General features: G+C 52.0%; 13 protein-coding genes. 2 read left to right on the top strand and 11 right to left on the bottom strand.

Annotated features, from left to right (window positions below; all coding sequences use genetic code 11):
- Window positions 1-54: 54 nt before the first annotated feature.
- The 6 genes from ABID47_RS18640 to zwf form a co-directional block, all read right to left on the bottom strand.
- On the bottom strand, window positions 55-2,262 hold the full coding sequence (locus ABID47_RS18640) for an ABC transporter ATP-binding protein (protein WP_145161855.1): 2,208 nt from the start codon (window positions 2,260-2,262) through the stop codon (window positions 55-57).
- Between the two features lie 41 nt (window positions 2,263-2,303).
- Window positions 2,304-2,867 carry a DUF1854 domain-containing protein gene (locus tag ABID47_RS18635; protein WP_354498981.1) on the bottom strand — a complete coding sequence of 188 codons (564 nt, stop codon included), beginning with the start codon at window positions 2,865-2,867 and terminating at the stop codon, window positions 2,304-2,306.
- Entirely contained in the window at window positions 2,864-5,158 is a 2,295-nt protein-coding gene (locus tag ABID47_RS18630; RefSeq protein WP_354498979.1) for an ABC transporter ATP-binding protein, read from the bottom strand. Before ABID47_RS18630 ends, ABID47_RS18635 begins: the two co-directional genes overlap by 4 nt.
- Before the next feature lie 326 nt (window positions 5,159-5,484).
- Window positions 5,485-6,150 carry a fructose-6-phosphate aldolase gene (fsa, locus tag ABID47_RS18625; RefSeq protein WP_076173083.1) on the bottom strand — a complete coding sequence of 222 codons (666 nt, stop codon included), beginning with the start codon at window positions 6,148-6,150 and terminating at the stop codon, window positions 5,485-5,487.
- A gap of 271 nt (window positions 6,151-6,421) precedes the next feature.
- A complete protein-coding gene (gene gnd, locus ABID47_RS18620) occupies window positions 6,422-7,315 on the bottom strand; it encodes a phosphogluconate dehydrogenase (NAD(+)-dependent, decarboxylating) (protein WP_116233030.1) in 894 nt (297 codons plus the stop codon).
- Window positions 7,316-7,391: 76 nt separating this feature from the next.
- Window positions 7,392-8,894: a glucose-6-phosphate dehydrogenase gene (zwf, locus tag ABID47_RS18615; RefSeq protein WP_354498977.1), complete on the bottom strand. Its 1,503-nt coding sequence runs from the start codon at window positions 8,892-8,894 to the stop codon at window positions 7,392-7,394.
- A gap of 310 nt (window positions 8,895-9,204) precedes the next feature.
- On the opposite strand from zwf, the gene ABID47_RS18610 reads away from it, so the two are divergent.
- A complete protein-coding gene (locus ABID47_RS18610) occupies window positions 9,205-9,522 on the top strand; it encodes a winged helix-turn-helix transcriptional regulator (RefSeq protein ID WP_076173085.1) in 318 nt (105 codons plus the stop codon).
- A gap of 190 nt (window positions 9,523-9,712) precedes the next feature.
- Here ABID47_RS18610 and ABID47_RS18605 read toward each other — a convergent pair whose 3' ends face one another.
- The 4 genes from ABID47_RS18605 to ABID47_RS18590 form a co-directional block, all read right to left on the bottom strand.
- Window positions 9,713-10,531, bottom strand: a complete 819-nt coding sequence (locus ABID47_RS18605; protein WP_354498974.1) for an SDR family oxidoreductase — start codon at window positions 10,529-10,531, stop codon at window positions 9,713-9,715.
- Between the two features lie 75 nt (window positions 10,532-10,606).
- On the bottom strand, window positions 10,607-11,185 hold the full coding sequence (locus tag ABID47_RS18600) for a TetR/AcrR family transcriptional regulator (RefSeq protein ID WP_116233032.1): 579 nt from the start codon (window positions 11,183-11,185) through the stop codon (window positions 10,607-10,609).
- Between the two features lie 207 nt (window positions 11,186-11,392).
- Complete coding sequence (locus tag ABID47_RS18595; protein WP_354498972.1) at window positions 11,393-11,968, bottom strand: NADPH-dependent FMN reductase; 576 nt, start codon at window positions 11,966-11,968, stop codon at window positions 11,393-11,395.
- 157 nt (window positions 11,969-12,125) lie between these two features.
- Entirely contained in the window at window positions 12,126-12,464 is a 339-nt protein-coding gene (locus ABID47_RS18590; RefSeq protein WP_181153080.1) for an antibiotic biosynthesis monooxygenase family protein, read from the bottom strand.
- A gap of 354 nt (window positions 12,465-12,818) precedes the next feature.
- On the opposite strand from ABID47_RS18590, the gene ABID47_RS18585 reads away from it, so the two are divergent.
- Complete coding sequence (locus ABID47_RS18585) at window positions 12,819-13,895, top strand: LCP family protein (RefSeq protein WP_354498970.1); 1,077 nt, start codon at window positions 12,819-12,821, stop codon at window positions 13,893-13,895.
- Window positions 13,896-14,106: 211 nt separating this feature from the next.
- On the opposite strand, the gene ABID47_RS18580 is transcribed toward ABID47_RS18585, so the two are convergent.
- Window positions 14,107-14,700, bottom strand: coding sequence for a YdhK family protein (locus ABID47_RS18580; protein WP_354499694.1), 594 nt, complete (start codon window positions 14,698-14,700; stop codon window positions 14,107-14,109).
- Between the last annotated feature and the right edge of the window lie 105 nt (window positions 14,701-14,805).

The raw sequence follows: 14,805 nt of genomic DNA, 5'->3' as shown, positions 1-14,805 counted from the left end.
TACATTTTCCACAACATCAATCTCGGCCACCCGGCGCAGCCATCCCCCGCCGGTCTACCCCACCGCCTCGGCCTTCTTGGACATGTTGCGCTGCGCGGTGATGAGGTTGTAGTAGATCCCTCTTTTGGCCACAAGCTCGGCGTGCGTGCCGATTTCGGCGATCTCGCCCTTGTCGAGGACGATCAGCCGGTCGGCATGCCGCAGCGTAGACAGGCGATGCGCGATCGCCAGCGTCGTCCGGTTGCGCGTGACCCGCTGCAGCGCCTCCTGGATGGCGCTCTCCGTATCGATATCGAGCGAGGCCGTCGCCTCGTCGAGAATCAGGATACGCGGGTCGTTCAGCACCGCCCGGGCAATCGCCAGCCGCTGCCGCTCTCCGCCGGACAGGTTGCCGCCGTTCTCCTCCAGGCGTGTATCATAGCCGTCCGGCAGGCGCAGGATAAAATCATGCGCATTGGCGATCTTGGCCGCCTCAAGCACTTCCTCGTACGTCGCTTCCGGCTTCGAGTACCGGATATTATCCAGAATCGTGCCGCTGAACAGAAATGTCTCCTGCAGCACGACGCCGATCTGCGAGCGCAGATGCGCCTGCTCGATCCGGCGGATGTCCACTCCGTCGATGAGGATCTCGCCTTCATTTACGTCATAGAACCGGGAGACGAGGTTGATCAGCGTCGACTTCCCTGACCCGGAATGTCCAACCAGACCGATCATTTCCCCCGGCTTGATCTCCACATTAATTTCTTTCAGCACCGGCTCATACGATTTGTAGCCGAAGATCACATTCCGGAACGTAATCGTTCCCTGAATCGAATGCTTGACGGACGCCTCGGAGTCCATTACCTCCGGCTGCTCATCGATCACCGAGAAGATGCGGTCCACCGAAATAATGGCATTGGACAGCCATCGCGGCATAAACATCAGCCACGCGATCGGCCCGTATATCATCCCGGCGTAGCCGCTGAACTGCACCAGCTCCCCGAGGGACATCTGCTTGCCGAGAATCATATTGCATCCGATGAGGAGCACGAGATACTGCCCCATTTGGATCAGATAGTTCGAGATCGGCGACAGGATACTGAATACTTTCTCGGTCTGGATAGTCGCCGCAGCAAACTCGGCATTGTACTGTTTGAACCGCTTCACCTCGCGCTCCTCCTTGCCGAACGCCTTGACGACACGGATCCCGCTTAACACGTCATGCAGGAAGGAGTTCGCCTTGTCGTACACCCTCCACTGCTTGCGGAACAGCTTCCACAGCACGCCTTTCCAAATATACCGCTGGATGTACGCAACGAGGGGCGCAGGCAGCAGCACGACGCAAGCCAGGCGCCAATCGGCTGAGAAGAGCAGCACGCTCGCGGACACGAGAATAATGAGCTGAAAGACGGCCGTCGTAAACAGCTCCTGAACCAGATTGCGGATCCGGTCCGTATCCGAGGTGACCCGGTTCATGATGTCCCCGGCCCGCTGCGTCGTCAGAAATCCGAGAGACAAGCTCTGAATCCGCTCATAGACCAGCTTGCGCAGGTCGGCCGCGATTTGCGAGCTGACCCCCGCCATGATCCGCCCTTTGATGATGCCGAGCCCCTCTCCGCCGACGAGGACGAAGAGCAGGCCGAGAATGGCCCAGATGAACACGGGAACGCTCGGTGATTGGCCGGGAGGCGGCTGCAGCGAGGAATTCACCAGCAGCTTTTGAAAGTAAGGGCCGGCCATCGATATGGCGGAAGCCGCCAATGTCACTGCAAGCCCGATCGCGAACGTTTTTTTGTGATTCATCGCCACCGAGACCAGCCGCTTGAATGCAGCTGCCTTGTTCATGCACTTCGGGCACACTCTCGTTCCCGGAATGAGCGAACCGCCGCAGCTGGCGCAGACCGGCTCCTCTTCATCGTTGTATATGCGGATTGTCCGCTGCCTGGACAGATCGTTCAGAATCTGGGCGATATAACCGTACCTCGCTGCGTGCTTCATGGACAGCCTCGTAAGAATAAATTTGGTGCCGGCCTCGTCCCCTTCCAGCACGGCGCTACCGATCAGCGGCACCACCTTGTATTCCTTCGCGTCGGTAATCAGACGGCTGTCGACCACACGGCCCTCCAGAAGCAGGGCCCATTTCTGCTCTCCAATTACGAAATAACCTTCCGTCCGCTGCCCGCCCAGCGTCAAATCGACAGGCACGCAGTAGCGGATATGCTCCCCCACAGCCTGCGAGGCGGCCTCCAGCTCGCGCTCCGGCAGTGTAAAATTAAGGTTCATGAATACCTCCGTCCTTGTATCGACAGGCGTCGAAGTTCAACCTACATGCATACCTCAACCATCTTGTATTCCTTGTCGCTCAGTCGGTCCAGATGCGGGATGATAAACCGGTTGCCGTCCACATCCACGATCAGCAGCCGGTTTGCGGTCATCAGCTTGACGCTCCCGCCGCCGCCGCGAACCGTAAAGCGGCAGCGCCCCGAGGTGGTTTCCGCATCCCAATACGAATATCCGAACTCCTCTTTGACGGAGAGAACCTTCGAGATTTCAGGGGCAAAATACCGCAGCTCCACCTGCTCCTCCAGCATCCGCTGCGTTTTCTCCGGGAACTCGTCCAGGGAGCGGATCATCCCGATCTCCTCATTCTCGACGGTTCGAATCGATAGGTAAATCCGCTTATTCGTATGCGGAAAAGAGCAGTGCACGTACACTCCGGAGTGTTCCTTGCCCCCCGCCTTCACGTTCAGCATATGGCCTTCCGTCAGGGTAAACACCGTATCGTCCGGGGACAAATAACGGATTTGCGCCGCCTCCGCGAGGCCGGGGCTGCTCCCGCCGTCCTCAGGCCTTAGAATCTCGCTAACACTCACATCCTTAAGCGTCATGCCGTAATCACCTCATTCATCTTCAGCGCCTCGTCATGCTTTTTGACCAGGTCGTAATAAGCCCCTTCCTTCACCAGCAGCTGTTCATGCGTCCCTTCCTCCACGATCTTGCCTTGCTCCAGCACGACCAGATAGTCGGCGTTTCTTAGCGTGGACAAGCGGTGCGCAATCGCAATCGTCGTTCTTCCCTTGATCAGCGTATCGAGCGCCTCCTGGATTTGCAGCTCGGTCTTCGTATCGAGCGAGGCGGTGGCTTCATCCAGAATCAGTATTTTCGGATTGTGCAAAATGGCCCGGGCAATGCTGAGCCGCTGCTTCTCGCCCCCGGACAGATTATGCCCCCCGGTACCGACAATGGTATCGTAGCCGTCCGGCAGCTTCTCGATGAAGTCGTGTGCGCCGGCCACTTTGGCAGCGTGAATCAGGTCGGCCAAGGTGCAGTCCGGATCGGCATAGGCGATATTTTCCGCGATGCTTCCGGACATGACATAGACGTCCTGGGATACGATGCCGATATGCGTCCGGAGGGACGCCATGGACACATCCTTGATCGGGATGCCGTCGATCCGGATCTCTCCTTCATTGACGTCATACAGCCTCGGAATCAGGTTGACCAGCGTCGATTTCCCGGCCCCCGAGTGCCCGACGACGCCGATCATTTGACCGGGCCTTGCATGCAGCGACACCCCTTTCAGGATCGCCTTGTTCGGCTCGTAACCGAAGGTGACGTTCGATATGCGGATTTCGCCCTGCATTTCTGTAAGCTGCATCGCGTTCGGCTTTTCCACCACGTCGGGCACCGCATCATGGATTTCAAAAATCCGCTGCGCCGCGGACATACAGTAGGACCACCAGTTCATAATATTGTTCATAAACTGGATCGGACCGTACAGCAGGAGCATGTAGTTCATGAAGGTCATGACTTTACCGAACGTAAAATCCCCCTGCATGACCTTCCAGCCGCCGAAGGCCCAAATGAGAATGCCGCCAATTTGCGTCAGAATGTTCAATACGGGAAACAAGGTTACGCCCATTTTGTTAAAAGACTGCTCCGCATCGGAAAAAGCCCCGCTGGCCCGCTGGAAACGGGTATTCTCCATCTGCTCCTTCCCGAACGCCTTCACCACCCGCGTGCCGCGGATCGTGTCGCTGATGATGGCATTCATCGCGCTGACCCGCTTATGCCGGCGGATGGACAGCCTCCACAGTTTGGGGAATACTTTGCGGACGAGCAGGAACACGAAGGGGAGAGGAAGCAGGCACAGCAGGGTCAGCTTCCAATCCATGATCAGCAGAACGGTGACGATTCCGATGATATTCATGGCGTTGACCACGAAATACGAAATGCCGTCGACGAAAAAATACTGCAGTTCGGTCGCATCATTGTTGATGCGGGTCATCAGCTGCCCCGTCTGCTTCTTCTCAAAGAAGCTTAAGGAAAGCCGCTGCATGGCATGGAACACGCTCGATTTCAGGTCAAAGGCAATATTCGCCGCCATCTTGGCGTTGATGACGCCGAAAATGACCCCAAACAGCAATGAGAGCGTCCGGAAAACGATAATAAGCGCGATGACCAGCCCGATTTGACCTGCGAACGTGCCTTTGCCGCCCAATGCCTGGTCGAACAGCAGCGTACCTTGAAAATAAGGAATGACCAATCCCGCCGCCGAGTTCAGCAGCATAAACAGCACGATCCAGAACATCGAAACTTTATACTTGCCCGCAAAGGACAGCAGCCTGCCGAAGACGGCGTGCTTCTTCATGCATTTGGGGCAAACTTGGCGCCCCTCTTCGGGGTAGATCATACCGCATTTCGGGCATGTGGCCCGCTCCTGGTCGTCCCGCAGCTCTTCCGGACCGAGCTCTTCGCTTTTCTTCAGCTTCTCGAATATTTGGGCCAGCCTGGCTGCGCTCCGCATGCCGCCGTTCGTGAACGCGGCAACGGCCCTCTCCTCGGGTGCCTTGATGACGACCATGCCGGAGGCTACCAGATTGACGATACTCAGCGATTCGATGTCCCGAATCTTCAGCGTTTCCAGCTCCCAGTGGGCCTCTTTTTCCGGGGAAAGCCCTTTCAACGGGGTGTTTGCCGCATACCCGCTGTATGTCTTCTCCCGCGCTGGCGCCTGGTCATGGGACAAGATCAAGAGCTCCTCACGGGTCAAAAGTACATACGTATCCCTGAACCCGTTCTCCAGGGCCCGGTCGCACAGCAGCCAGCAGAGCACGCTTTCACTTGCCACGCCGTGCTGCGCCAGTGCGTTCATGATTGCCTTTGGAAGTGTATCCATGAGTCCTCCAAATTCTGTTGTCTTTTCAGTCGTCTTATTAGGTACGAAATATCATACACCCTTTGCCTCTCCCAAGAAAGGGAAAATTTACTTAATACAAAAATTTTACACACTAAACTTTGGGCAACACCAGCTCCTTCAGTTTACAAGATTGCTAAATTCCCCATACTAGCGGGAGTTTGCACCGGTTTTGTTTCAGATCCTTTAGCGTAAGCCTCTTGAGCACATCCATTTCTATAAGCTAAAAAGGCCCCCCTCCGCCGCGGCCCGGCAGGAAGGAAGCCTTTTTATCCTAATATATACTTATTCAGCTGCTCTGCTGAATATTACTTCGTTGCGTTTTTCCAGTCGGCAGCAAATTTCTCGATGCCTTGATCCGTCAGCGGGTGTTTTACCAGTTGAGCGATGACGCTGAATGGAACGGTAGCAATATGCGCACCGGCCATCGCTACGCGGGTTACGTGGTCTGGATGGCGAACCGAAGCAGCGATGATTTGAGTGTCCAGGTTATGAACGCGGAACAGCTCAGCGATTTTGGCCACGAGCAGCACGCCGTCTTCCGAGATATCGTCCAGGCGGCCCAGGAATGGGGATACGTACGTTGCGCCTGCGCGTGCAGCCAACAGAGCCTGGTTCACGGTGAAGATCAGGGTTACGTTCGTTTTTACGCCTTTTTTCGTCAGGTAGCGGCAAGCTTCAAGACCAGCCAGTGTCATTGGCAGCTTGATCGTGATGTTTTTGTCTCCGCCGTTGATTTTGATCAGTTCATCGGCTTGTGCGATCATATCTTCCGCAGTTTCCGCATCCGGAGTAACTTCTGCCGATACGGATTCCACTTCAGGAACAGCCTTCAAAATTTCTTCGATGCGGTCTTCGAACTTCACGCCTTCTTTGGCAACCAGAGAAGGGTTTGTCGTTACGCCGGAAAGAACGCCGATTTTATATGCTTTTTTAATGTCGTCCAGGTTTGCAGTGTCGATGAAAAATTTCATGATTTCACTACCTCCAATTATTTTTTTCTTTTATATAAGTTGAACCATTAAAATGGATAATGGGACAAGAACGTAAAATGTTCCTACGATCGCTCTTGTTTTCGGATTTCTTGATAGTACAGAGCCCGCTTAAGGTAGAAATCCGAAAGCCAAAGCATATGCTTTCGATGTTAGCTTTCCTTTGGAAAGCTTTTACGACCGCTTCGCTTCTTCGGAATCCTTTTACTCCCTTGCCTGCATCTTATTCATTAGTTCAACTTATTTATTAGGATTAGTTCTTGACTACAGCATGGCCGCCAAATTCGTTACGCAGCGCGGCAACTACTTTACCTGTAAACGTATCGTTCTCCAGGGAACGGTAACGCATCAGCAGGGACAGAGCGATAACCGGAGTAGCGGTCTGCAGGTCAAGAGCTGTCTCCACAGTCCATTTACCTTCGCCGGAAGATTGCATAATTCCTTTAATTTCGTCCAAGTTCGCGTCTTTGGCAAAGGCTTTTTCCGTCAATTCCATCAGCCACGAACGGATAACGGAGCCGTTGTTCCATACGCGGGCCACTTTTTCGTAGTCAAAATCGAAATCGCTCTTCTCCAATACCTCAAAGCCTTCGCCGATAGCAGCCATAAAGCCGTATTCGACGCCGTTATGCACCATTTTCAGGAAGTGGCCGCTGCCGGATTTGCCAGCATACAGATAGCCGTTCTCTACAGCGGTGTCCTTGAAGATCGGTTCAACGATGTCCCATGCTTCCTGATCTCCGCCAACCATGTAGCAAGCTCCATTACGAGCGCCTTCCATACCGCCGGAAGTACCTACGTCGAGGTAGCTTACGCCGAATTCCTTCATTTGATTGTATCTTGCAATCGACTCTTTGTAGTGCGAGTTGCCGGCTTCGATCACGATGTCGCCTTTGGACAGCAGTGGTTTCAGCTCGTCAAGAACCGAGTCTACAACGGAGTGAGGCACCATGATCCACACGATTCTTGGCGTTTCCAGCTTGGACACAAGCTCTTTGATGCTTGCAGCGCCTTCGGCGCCTTTGCTCTTCATGTCTTCAACAGCGGCTGTGTTCAAATCGAATGCAACGACGCTGTGGTTATGATCCATCAAATTTTGTCCCAAATTCAAACCCATTTTGCCTAATCCAATCAATCCGACTTTCATTATAATTCCCTCCACACCATGCATTTTCTCTATTTTTGTTTATTGAAACCTTTACCAGTATGGTTTACAACCTGGATCAAGATTGACCCACAAGTACCTTTTCTTCTTCTTTCACAACTTCAGGCTCTGTATCCAGCCACCATTTGAAGCCGTCCTCGGCCAGCAGCTGGTCAGACGCTTCAGGTCCGTTCGAACCTGCAGGATACTGATGAAGCGGAACGCTGTCCTCCTCGAAAGCATCCAGAATCGGCTGCACGTACTGCCAGGACAATTCGACTTCATCCCAATGGGCAAAGAACGTGGAATCCCCGCGAACCGCATCGAAAATCAGGTTTTCGTAAGCTTCCGGTACGTCCTTTCCATTTTCATGGAAGTGAATGCGCATCGGCTCCAGCTTGGAATCGTTCCGCGGATTCTTTTTGTTCAATTGCATAAAGATGCCTTCGTTCGGATTGATTTCAATCACGAGAAGATTCGGATCGTTGGTGGTATTTTGTCCCTTCAACGGCTCCTTAAATTCAATGACGATCCGCGTAGATTTTTCCTTCATTCTCTTGCCTGTGCGAATGTAGAACGGAACGTCGCTCCAGAAGTAGTTATCGATCCAGAGGCGCGTAGCGATAAACGTATCGTTCTTCGAGCCCGCAGGGACGCCAGGCTCATCCAGATAACCGGGAACCGGCTTCCCTTGCATTTGACCGGCGGCATATTGGCCGCGAATCACGTTCTTCGCGATATCTTCCTTCTGCAGCGGACGAAGGGACTGCATGACGTTCTTCTTCTTCATGCGGACTTCGTTCGCATCGCCTCTGCCGGGAAGACGCATACTAACCATCATCAGCACTTGCAGCAAATGGTTCTGCACCATATCGCGGATTGCGCCCGAGTTGTCGTAGTATCCGGCTCTCTCTTCCACGCCGACGGTCTCACTTGCCGTAATTTGGACGTTGGCAATGTGATGGTTGGACCACAGCGCTTTGAGAATCGGGTTGGAAGACTCGAGGATTTCCAGGTTTTGCACCATCGGCTTACCGAGGTAGTGGTCGATGCGGTACACTTCGCTTTCATCAAACGCTTTGCTTAGCTGCTCGTTCAGATGGCGCGCAGACTGCAGGTCGTGTCCGAAAGGCTTTTCGATAATCAGACGTTTCCATCCGCTTGTCGAACCAAGTCCGCTGTCTTTAATATTTAAGGCGATCACGTCAAAAAACTCCGGCGCCACCGAGAGATAAAACATGCGATTCTGAGGAATGTTCAATTCCTGTTCACGCGACTCTACTAGGCTCCGCAGCTTATGGTAATCCTCCACTTGATTGGCATCAAGGACGGTATACCGGATCGTTTGGAGAAAAGCTTCCAAAACGGCCGGGTCGTTTACGGTTCTTCTTGAAAAAGTTTGCAGCGATTTCGCTACGTTTTGCTGAAAATCTGCACTAGATTGTTCTCTGCGGCCCAAGGCGATAATCGAGAACGCTTCAGGCATCTTTTTATCTATAAACAGATTGTAGAGTGCAGGGTATATTTTTCTCTTTGCCAGGTCCCCTGTTCCTCCAAACAAGACAAATGTCATGTTGTCCACGTATGACTCCTCCATTCCATTCCCACCAAAAACCATGCGCATGCTGGCAGATAAATCCGTTGCAACAAGGTTACTTTTAATAACCTGTTGAATTCACATTGGCAATCATAAACCCATTTAAGCGATTAGTCAACAGATTCTTGTCCAAATTATGAACGGAAATAAAATCCCTTTGATGACAGCGCTTTCTATGATATTATAATGGCAATGTATGACCATTGACGGCTGGATTTGGGAATCTTTTGGAATCCTTACAGAGATCATAACTTGTTAATATTAAGTAACCAGTGCACACAGGGGGGTCAGCACTATGGATGAGAAACGCGCCAGGCTTTTATGCGAAAAGGTCGAGCTCGCACACCAGATTACGGGAAAGAAGTGGGTCAGCCTGATTGTTCATACCCTAATGGAGGAACCAAAGCGTTTTAGCGAAATTCATGCATACATCCCTGATCTCAGCAAACGCATGCTCAACGAACGCATTAAAGAGCTGGAGGATAACGGGATCATTATCCGCAATGTCATTACCGAGCGGCCGATCCGTACGGAGTATTCTCTGACACGCAAGGGAACCGAACTCGGCAGAGCGCTTCAAGCCGTGGAAGAATGGGCCGAGAAATGGTTCTAACCGAGCCAGTATCACCATGTCTTATCATTTGCGAAAAGGAAAAAGATCAACCCCACCGGAGTTGATCTTTTTTTAGATATGAAATAGCCGCTGTTACCGATAGAATGTTCATTCTAATCTGGTTGGAACAAAGCCGTACAGATTTATTTATACATGACATGCCGCATGCGTTGAACAAGGAGATCGATTTTCACAAAAATGTCTTTCGCATCGTCTCCAAGTATTCCTCAATCGGCACGGACTGTCTGAGCCGCATCAATTCATGGGCCGCATTCCCCACGAGCGTACGGAACTGCTTGTTCTTGCCGGTGGCCAGATCCGAAATGACATCCACGATCGTTTGAGGATCATCCGCGTCGGCCCCCTCCGGCTGCTCAAACCGCTTCTTCAGCTGGGCCGTGAGCTCATCGTAGTCGTGAATGTCGGGATTCGTGCTCCAGACCATATTGTTCATAAAGTTGTTCCCCGATGATCCTCCCTGCTCCACAAGCCTCAGTTCGATATTCAGCGGTTTCAGTTCGTAATAAAGGCCCTCCGTCAGTCCCTCAAGGGCAAACTTGGACATGTTGTACAAGGAGCCCAGCGGAACCGCGCTCGTTACGCCCATGAAGGAGCTGATATTGATGAACATCCCTCCCCCGTTCGCCCGAAAATGCGGCAGCAACGCCCGGATCACATTGATCGGTCCCCGTGTGTTTACCGCAAACTGCCAGTCAATCGCCTCTTCTTCCGCCAGCTCAAGCGCCCCGTAAGTGCCCATCCCGGCGTTGTTAACGACGACGTCGATGGTGCCGAAAGCCTCGATTGCCTGCTTCGCGGCGGTTTGAACCTGGTCTACATCCGTCACATCCATTTTGAACAGTTGAATGTTGCTGTATGCCGTCAGTTCCGTTTCTTTTTCCGGCGTGCGCATCGTCGCCGCTACATTCCAGCCCATTTTTGCAAAATGGATGGCCGTTAATTTACCCAGACCCGAGCTGGTTCCGGTAATTAATATCGTTTTGCTCATTGTATAAACTCCTTTTCTCCTCTATATCGAACGTTCATTCTAGCAGGCTGAAAAAACCACACCTATGGTGCGGCGTTATTTGGCAACCGACTTCCAACAGGAGTTAATGACCGTCTGAATCACTTCATCCGTCAGCGTAAAATGCTTCTGTAAATGACCTTTGACCAGGTAAGCCATCGTGCCGTAATGCATCTGCACCATCATGGCCGGCTCCTGCTCAATGAACAGCTGGTAATCGATCGCTTTGGCGTACAAAGCCGCCATCGGCTTACACCAGCCGCCATCATACGATTCCCGCTTAACGGCATCGTTAATATACGGGGAGAACGAATACTGTTCGATAAACTGAAAACCTTCCGGATGTGTAAGGCTGACTTGGAACACCTTCTCCCAAGCGCGGTTAAAACGGGTCCGGATCGGTTCCTTGGCGTCCATCCCCCGTGTTACATACTCTCCGTTGTATAGAACGATCGCTCGATACAGTTCGTTTATAATTTCTTCCTTACTTGAAAAATAATGATAAATACTTCCGGTAGACACGCCCGATTCCTTGGCGATCAGCGCCATCGACGTCGCCTGCAGCTCTTTTTCGATAATAATGCGCAGCGTCGTTTCCAGCACTGCCTGTTGAACTTTGTTATATTTCTCAAACATGATCGGTTTAGCCTCCAGCCTGCTTTCGAAATTCGAATCACGATAGAACGTTCATTCTAATCTTAACGATCCCTGGTCGTCTTGTCAAGGGACACTCGGTCGGAGGATAGACGCCCTGCTCTAAACCCCATTATTATATAGTAGAAAAAAAGCCAACCCGGCTTCATCCTCCGGATTGGCTTTAAAGAGCATAACATGGAGAGCCCTTTAGGCGTGGGCTTTCTCCTTCTGCCGAACGGTGTGCAGCGCCTCGCTCCAGGACACAAGCTGATCCAGCATGGCGTGAACCGCCGCTTCCTGATGGGCGCCCGGCTTCAGAACCGTGTAATTTTCAAAATCGGTATGCAGGGACAGCCCCACCTGTGCGCGAACATCAGCTACCATCAGCTCGCCAAGGATCAATCGAAGCGCCTCCGCTGCACGCGAGCCTCCGCCGCCGCCATAAGCCACAATGCCTGCCGCCTTGTTGTTCCATTCATGGTACAGGAAATCGATGGCGTTCTTCAGTGCTCCGGGTATGGATTTGTTGTATTCGGGAGTCACGAATACGAAGCCGTCAAACTCGGCGATTTTCTTCGACCATGCCACCGTATGTTCCTTGGAGTACTGCCCCATAATCGGGGACATCGGCTCATCAAACAGCGGCAGCCGGTAATCCGCAATATCGACCAGCTCAAATTTGGCGTCGCTCCGACTGCTTGCGATGTCATGCACCCAGCGGCCGATCGCCTCCCCGTTGCGTCCCGGTCTGGTACTCCCAATAATAATTCCAATATTCATCATGACTTAATAACCCCTTCCATTATTCAAAATAGATTAGTAGCTCATAAATAAATTAATAGTTCATAATTAGATTACAGTAAGTACTTACTGTCATTCATGGTATACTTCATTCACAAGTACTCACTCACAGCCATCCCGTCACCCTCGCCGCCTTTGTTTATTCAATGGTTGCCCCGTAGGCGGCCTCAACCGTATAATAATCGCCTTCCGCCCCTTCGATCAGATCCTTGATCTTGTCGTAATGCGCTGAGAAATCCGCCTGTTTAAGCCAGGATTGGTGGGCCTCTACACTCTCAAACAGTGCAATGGCTATGGCCCGGTCCCGATGGGATGCGCGCAGAAGTCGGCTCCCAAGCGCTCCGTTTACGGTGTCCTGTTCTGCAAAAGAACGCAGCTCCTCAGACTGAATCCGCATAAATTCGTCCAGCTTGCCCGGCTTCACTTGAAAGGCATTGACCCACACGACCGGTTTTCCGCCCATTTTATCATCTCCCATTTCCTTCCCTCCTTTGTTTTAAACAATGCCAAGCTAATCATGTCTGTCAGTACTTACTGTCATTTATGGAATCATCTTATTCCAGAATATGCCGATTGTCAAGAGAACGAATCATCTTTCCGTTGAAGGTCCATTGCCGGCTGTATTCAACGCTAGATTTTGTACATTGTATAATGAAACCTATGTAAAGTTGCTCGCTTGTAATAATTATAGTATACATATGTATAGTGCTTTTTTTTGATAGATAGAATGAATTAAAGTTTTGCATTGAACTTTCGGTTATAACGGCCTAATAGAAGCCTAGAACATTCATTTCTTTAGTTCATTCTATATAGAACAGGATTGGAGGATGTTATGCAACCACGTTCCAAAAAAAAGAAGAAAATGAGCCGGCTCCGCAAGTGGATGCTCAGCATCACGGCCGTAATCGCGCTCGTACTGATCGGAGTAGGCGGATTCCTTGGATTTTTGCATCATAAAGCGATATCAACCTTACATAAAATATCGGCTGCCGCCGAATATTACGCACCCCAGTCCCAGCAGCAGGAACAGGGGGAGACCGTTAGCGAGCCGCCGGTTGAAAGCGTAACCGAGTCCGACATGAAGCCGATGACTTTTCTGCTCGCCGGAATCGACAACCGCGAAGGCAGCGGGGGAACGATCAATACCGATGTGATGATTTTGGGGGCGCTGAATCCTGAAAAGAAATCGGCAAGCTTAATATCCATCCCCCGGGATTTAAAAGTCAGCCAATCCCAGCTGGGGACGCACAAAGCCAACTACTATTACGCCCATTACTATATCAAGGACAAAAAGGCGGCCATGGCCGACACGAAGGAGTTCTTTGGCGACTTGTTCCACATTCCGGTTGATTATATGGTTATGATCAACTTTGAAGGATTCCGGCAGATCATCGATGCCGTCGGCGGCGTCGATGTTGACGTCGACATGGACATGCGCTACAAAGATACGGCCGATGGCACGGATATCAATCTGCGCAAGGGTATGCAGCATCTGGACGGCAAACAGGCGCTCGACTTCGTCCGTTACCGGAAGTCCAACGATGGTTCGTCGCCGTCTTCGGATTTCGACCGGAACCGGCGTCAGCAGCAGGTGTTGAACCAGGTTCTAGACAAGCTCACTTCATTTAAAGGCATCAGCCAATGGGGGCAGGTGCTGGACATTATCGGGGAACAGGTCCAGACGGATATTCCCGCCAAGAACATGGAACGTTGGCTCCTCAATTACAAAAAAATGAAACCGGACCAAATCCAGATGCAGACCGTCGAGGGCCAATGGAAAAGCCCTTACGTGTATTGGAACGAGCAGCAGCTCAAAGAAGCACTGACCGTCTTGGCCGGTGAGCTGGACCAAAAGCCGAAGAGGCTGTCGACCCTCGGGAACCGTATCGGCCTATATTCCGGAGAGTAACTCATTAGCCTTTCCGGAAAGTAGGGATTGGGATCCGATCCAAATTTGCGTGAGCACCCTTAGAGGGTGCTTTTTTATTTTCGATGCTTATCCAATATTGCGAGGGGGGCGATGAATCCAGTAATAGAAATTCTTCTACGAGCATCGGCCTGGAAAATAATAAAGGGCCACTTGATCGTGGCCCTGGATGGTTTAGGGGTATTCGGGACGGTTATTTGGCAGCCGACAGCTCGCTTCCCGTAACCCACATATGGTTTTTGACCGGATCGCCGCCCGTCGTTGGCTCATAGTCCACCATATACACCGTCGTTTTCTCGGCGGAATCGATCGTTGCCTTGGCGCCCTTCATTCCCGGCATATGGTCCGCCTCCAGAACGACCTCGTCCCCCGGCTTGAACGGCTCTGCCCCGGCGTTCTCGATCTCCTCGTGGATTACCCACTTGTGGTTCGTCACCTTGGGACCCCCGGTCGTCGGCGTGTAGGAGACGGCATAGGCCGTCGTGTCATAGGCACCGACAATGGTAGCCTTGGCGCCCTTCATCCCTTTCATGTGGCCGGCCTCGATGATCGCCTGGCTTCCCACCTTGAAAGCCGGATTCGCCGCTTCTTTCAGCCCTGCGGGAACTTCCCCGGAACCGGAATGATGCATCTCGTCCATCTGGTCCATATTCATGTCCGAATCATCCGCTGCCTGCTCGTGCTGCGACGGGGTCACGGATGCCGGCTCCGACGCGGAGTCATTATTTTGGCACCCTCCCAGCACCAGCATGGCTCCGGCGATGAGCATAAGCCATTGTTTTTTCATCATGTCAGCACTCCTCTTCGTCTTCAGAATGACTGCCCTCTTTTAATATACCCTAGTGCCCTATACTATAATCATGAGCATTTCATGACATCCATTGTTCCCGAT

It is taken from the genome of Paenibacillus favisporus, assembly GCF_040545415.1.
GTDB lineage: Bacteria > Bacillota > Bacilli > Paenibacillales > Paenibacillaceae > Paenibacillus_AQ > Paenibacillus_AQ favisporus.
Note: the sequence above shows the minus strand (reverse complement) of the source record. Positions and strands in the feature narration are given on the sequence as shown.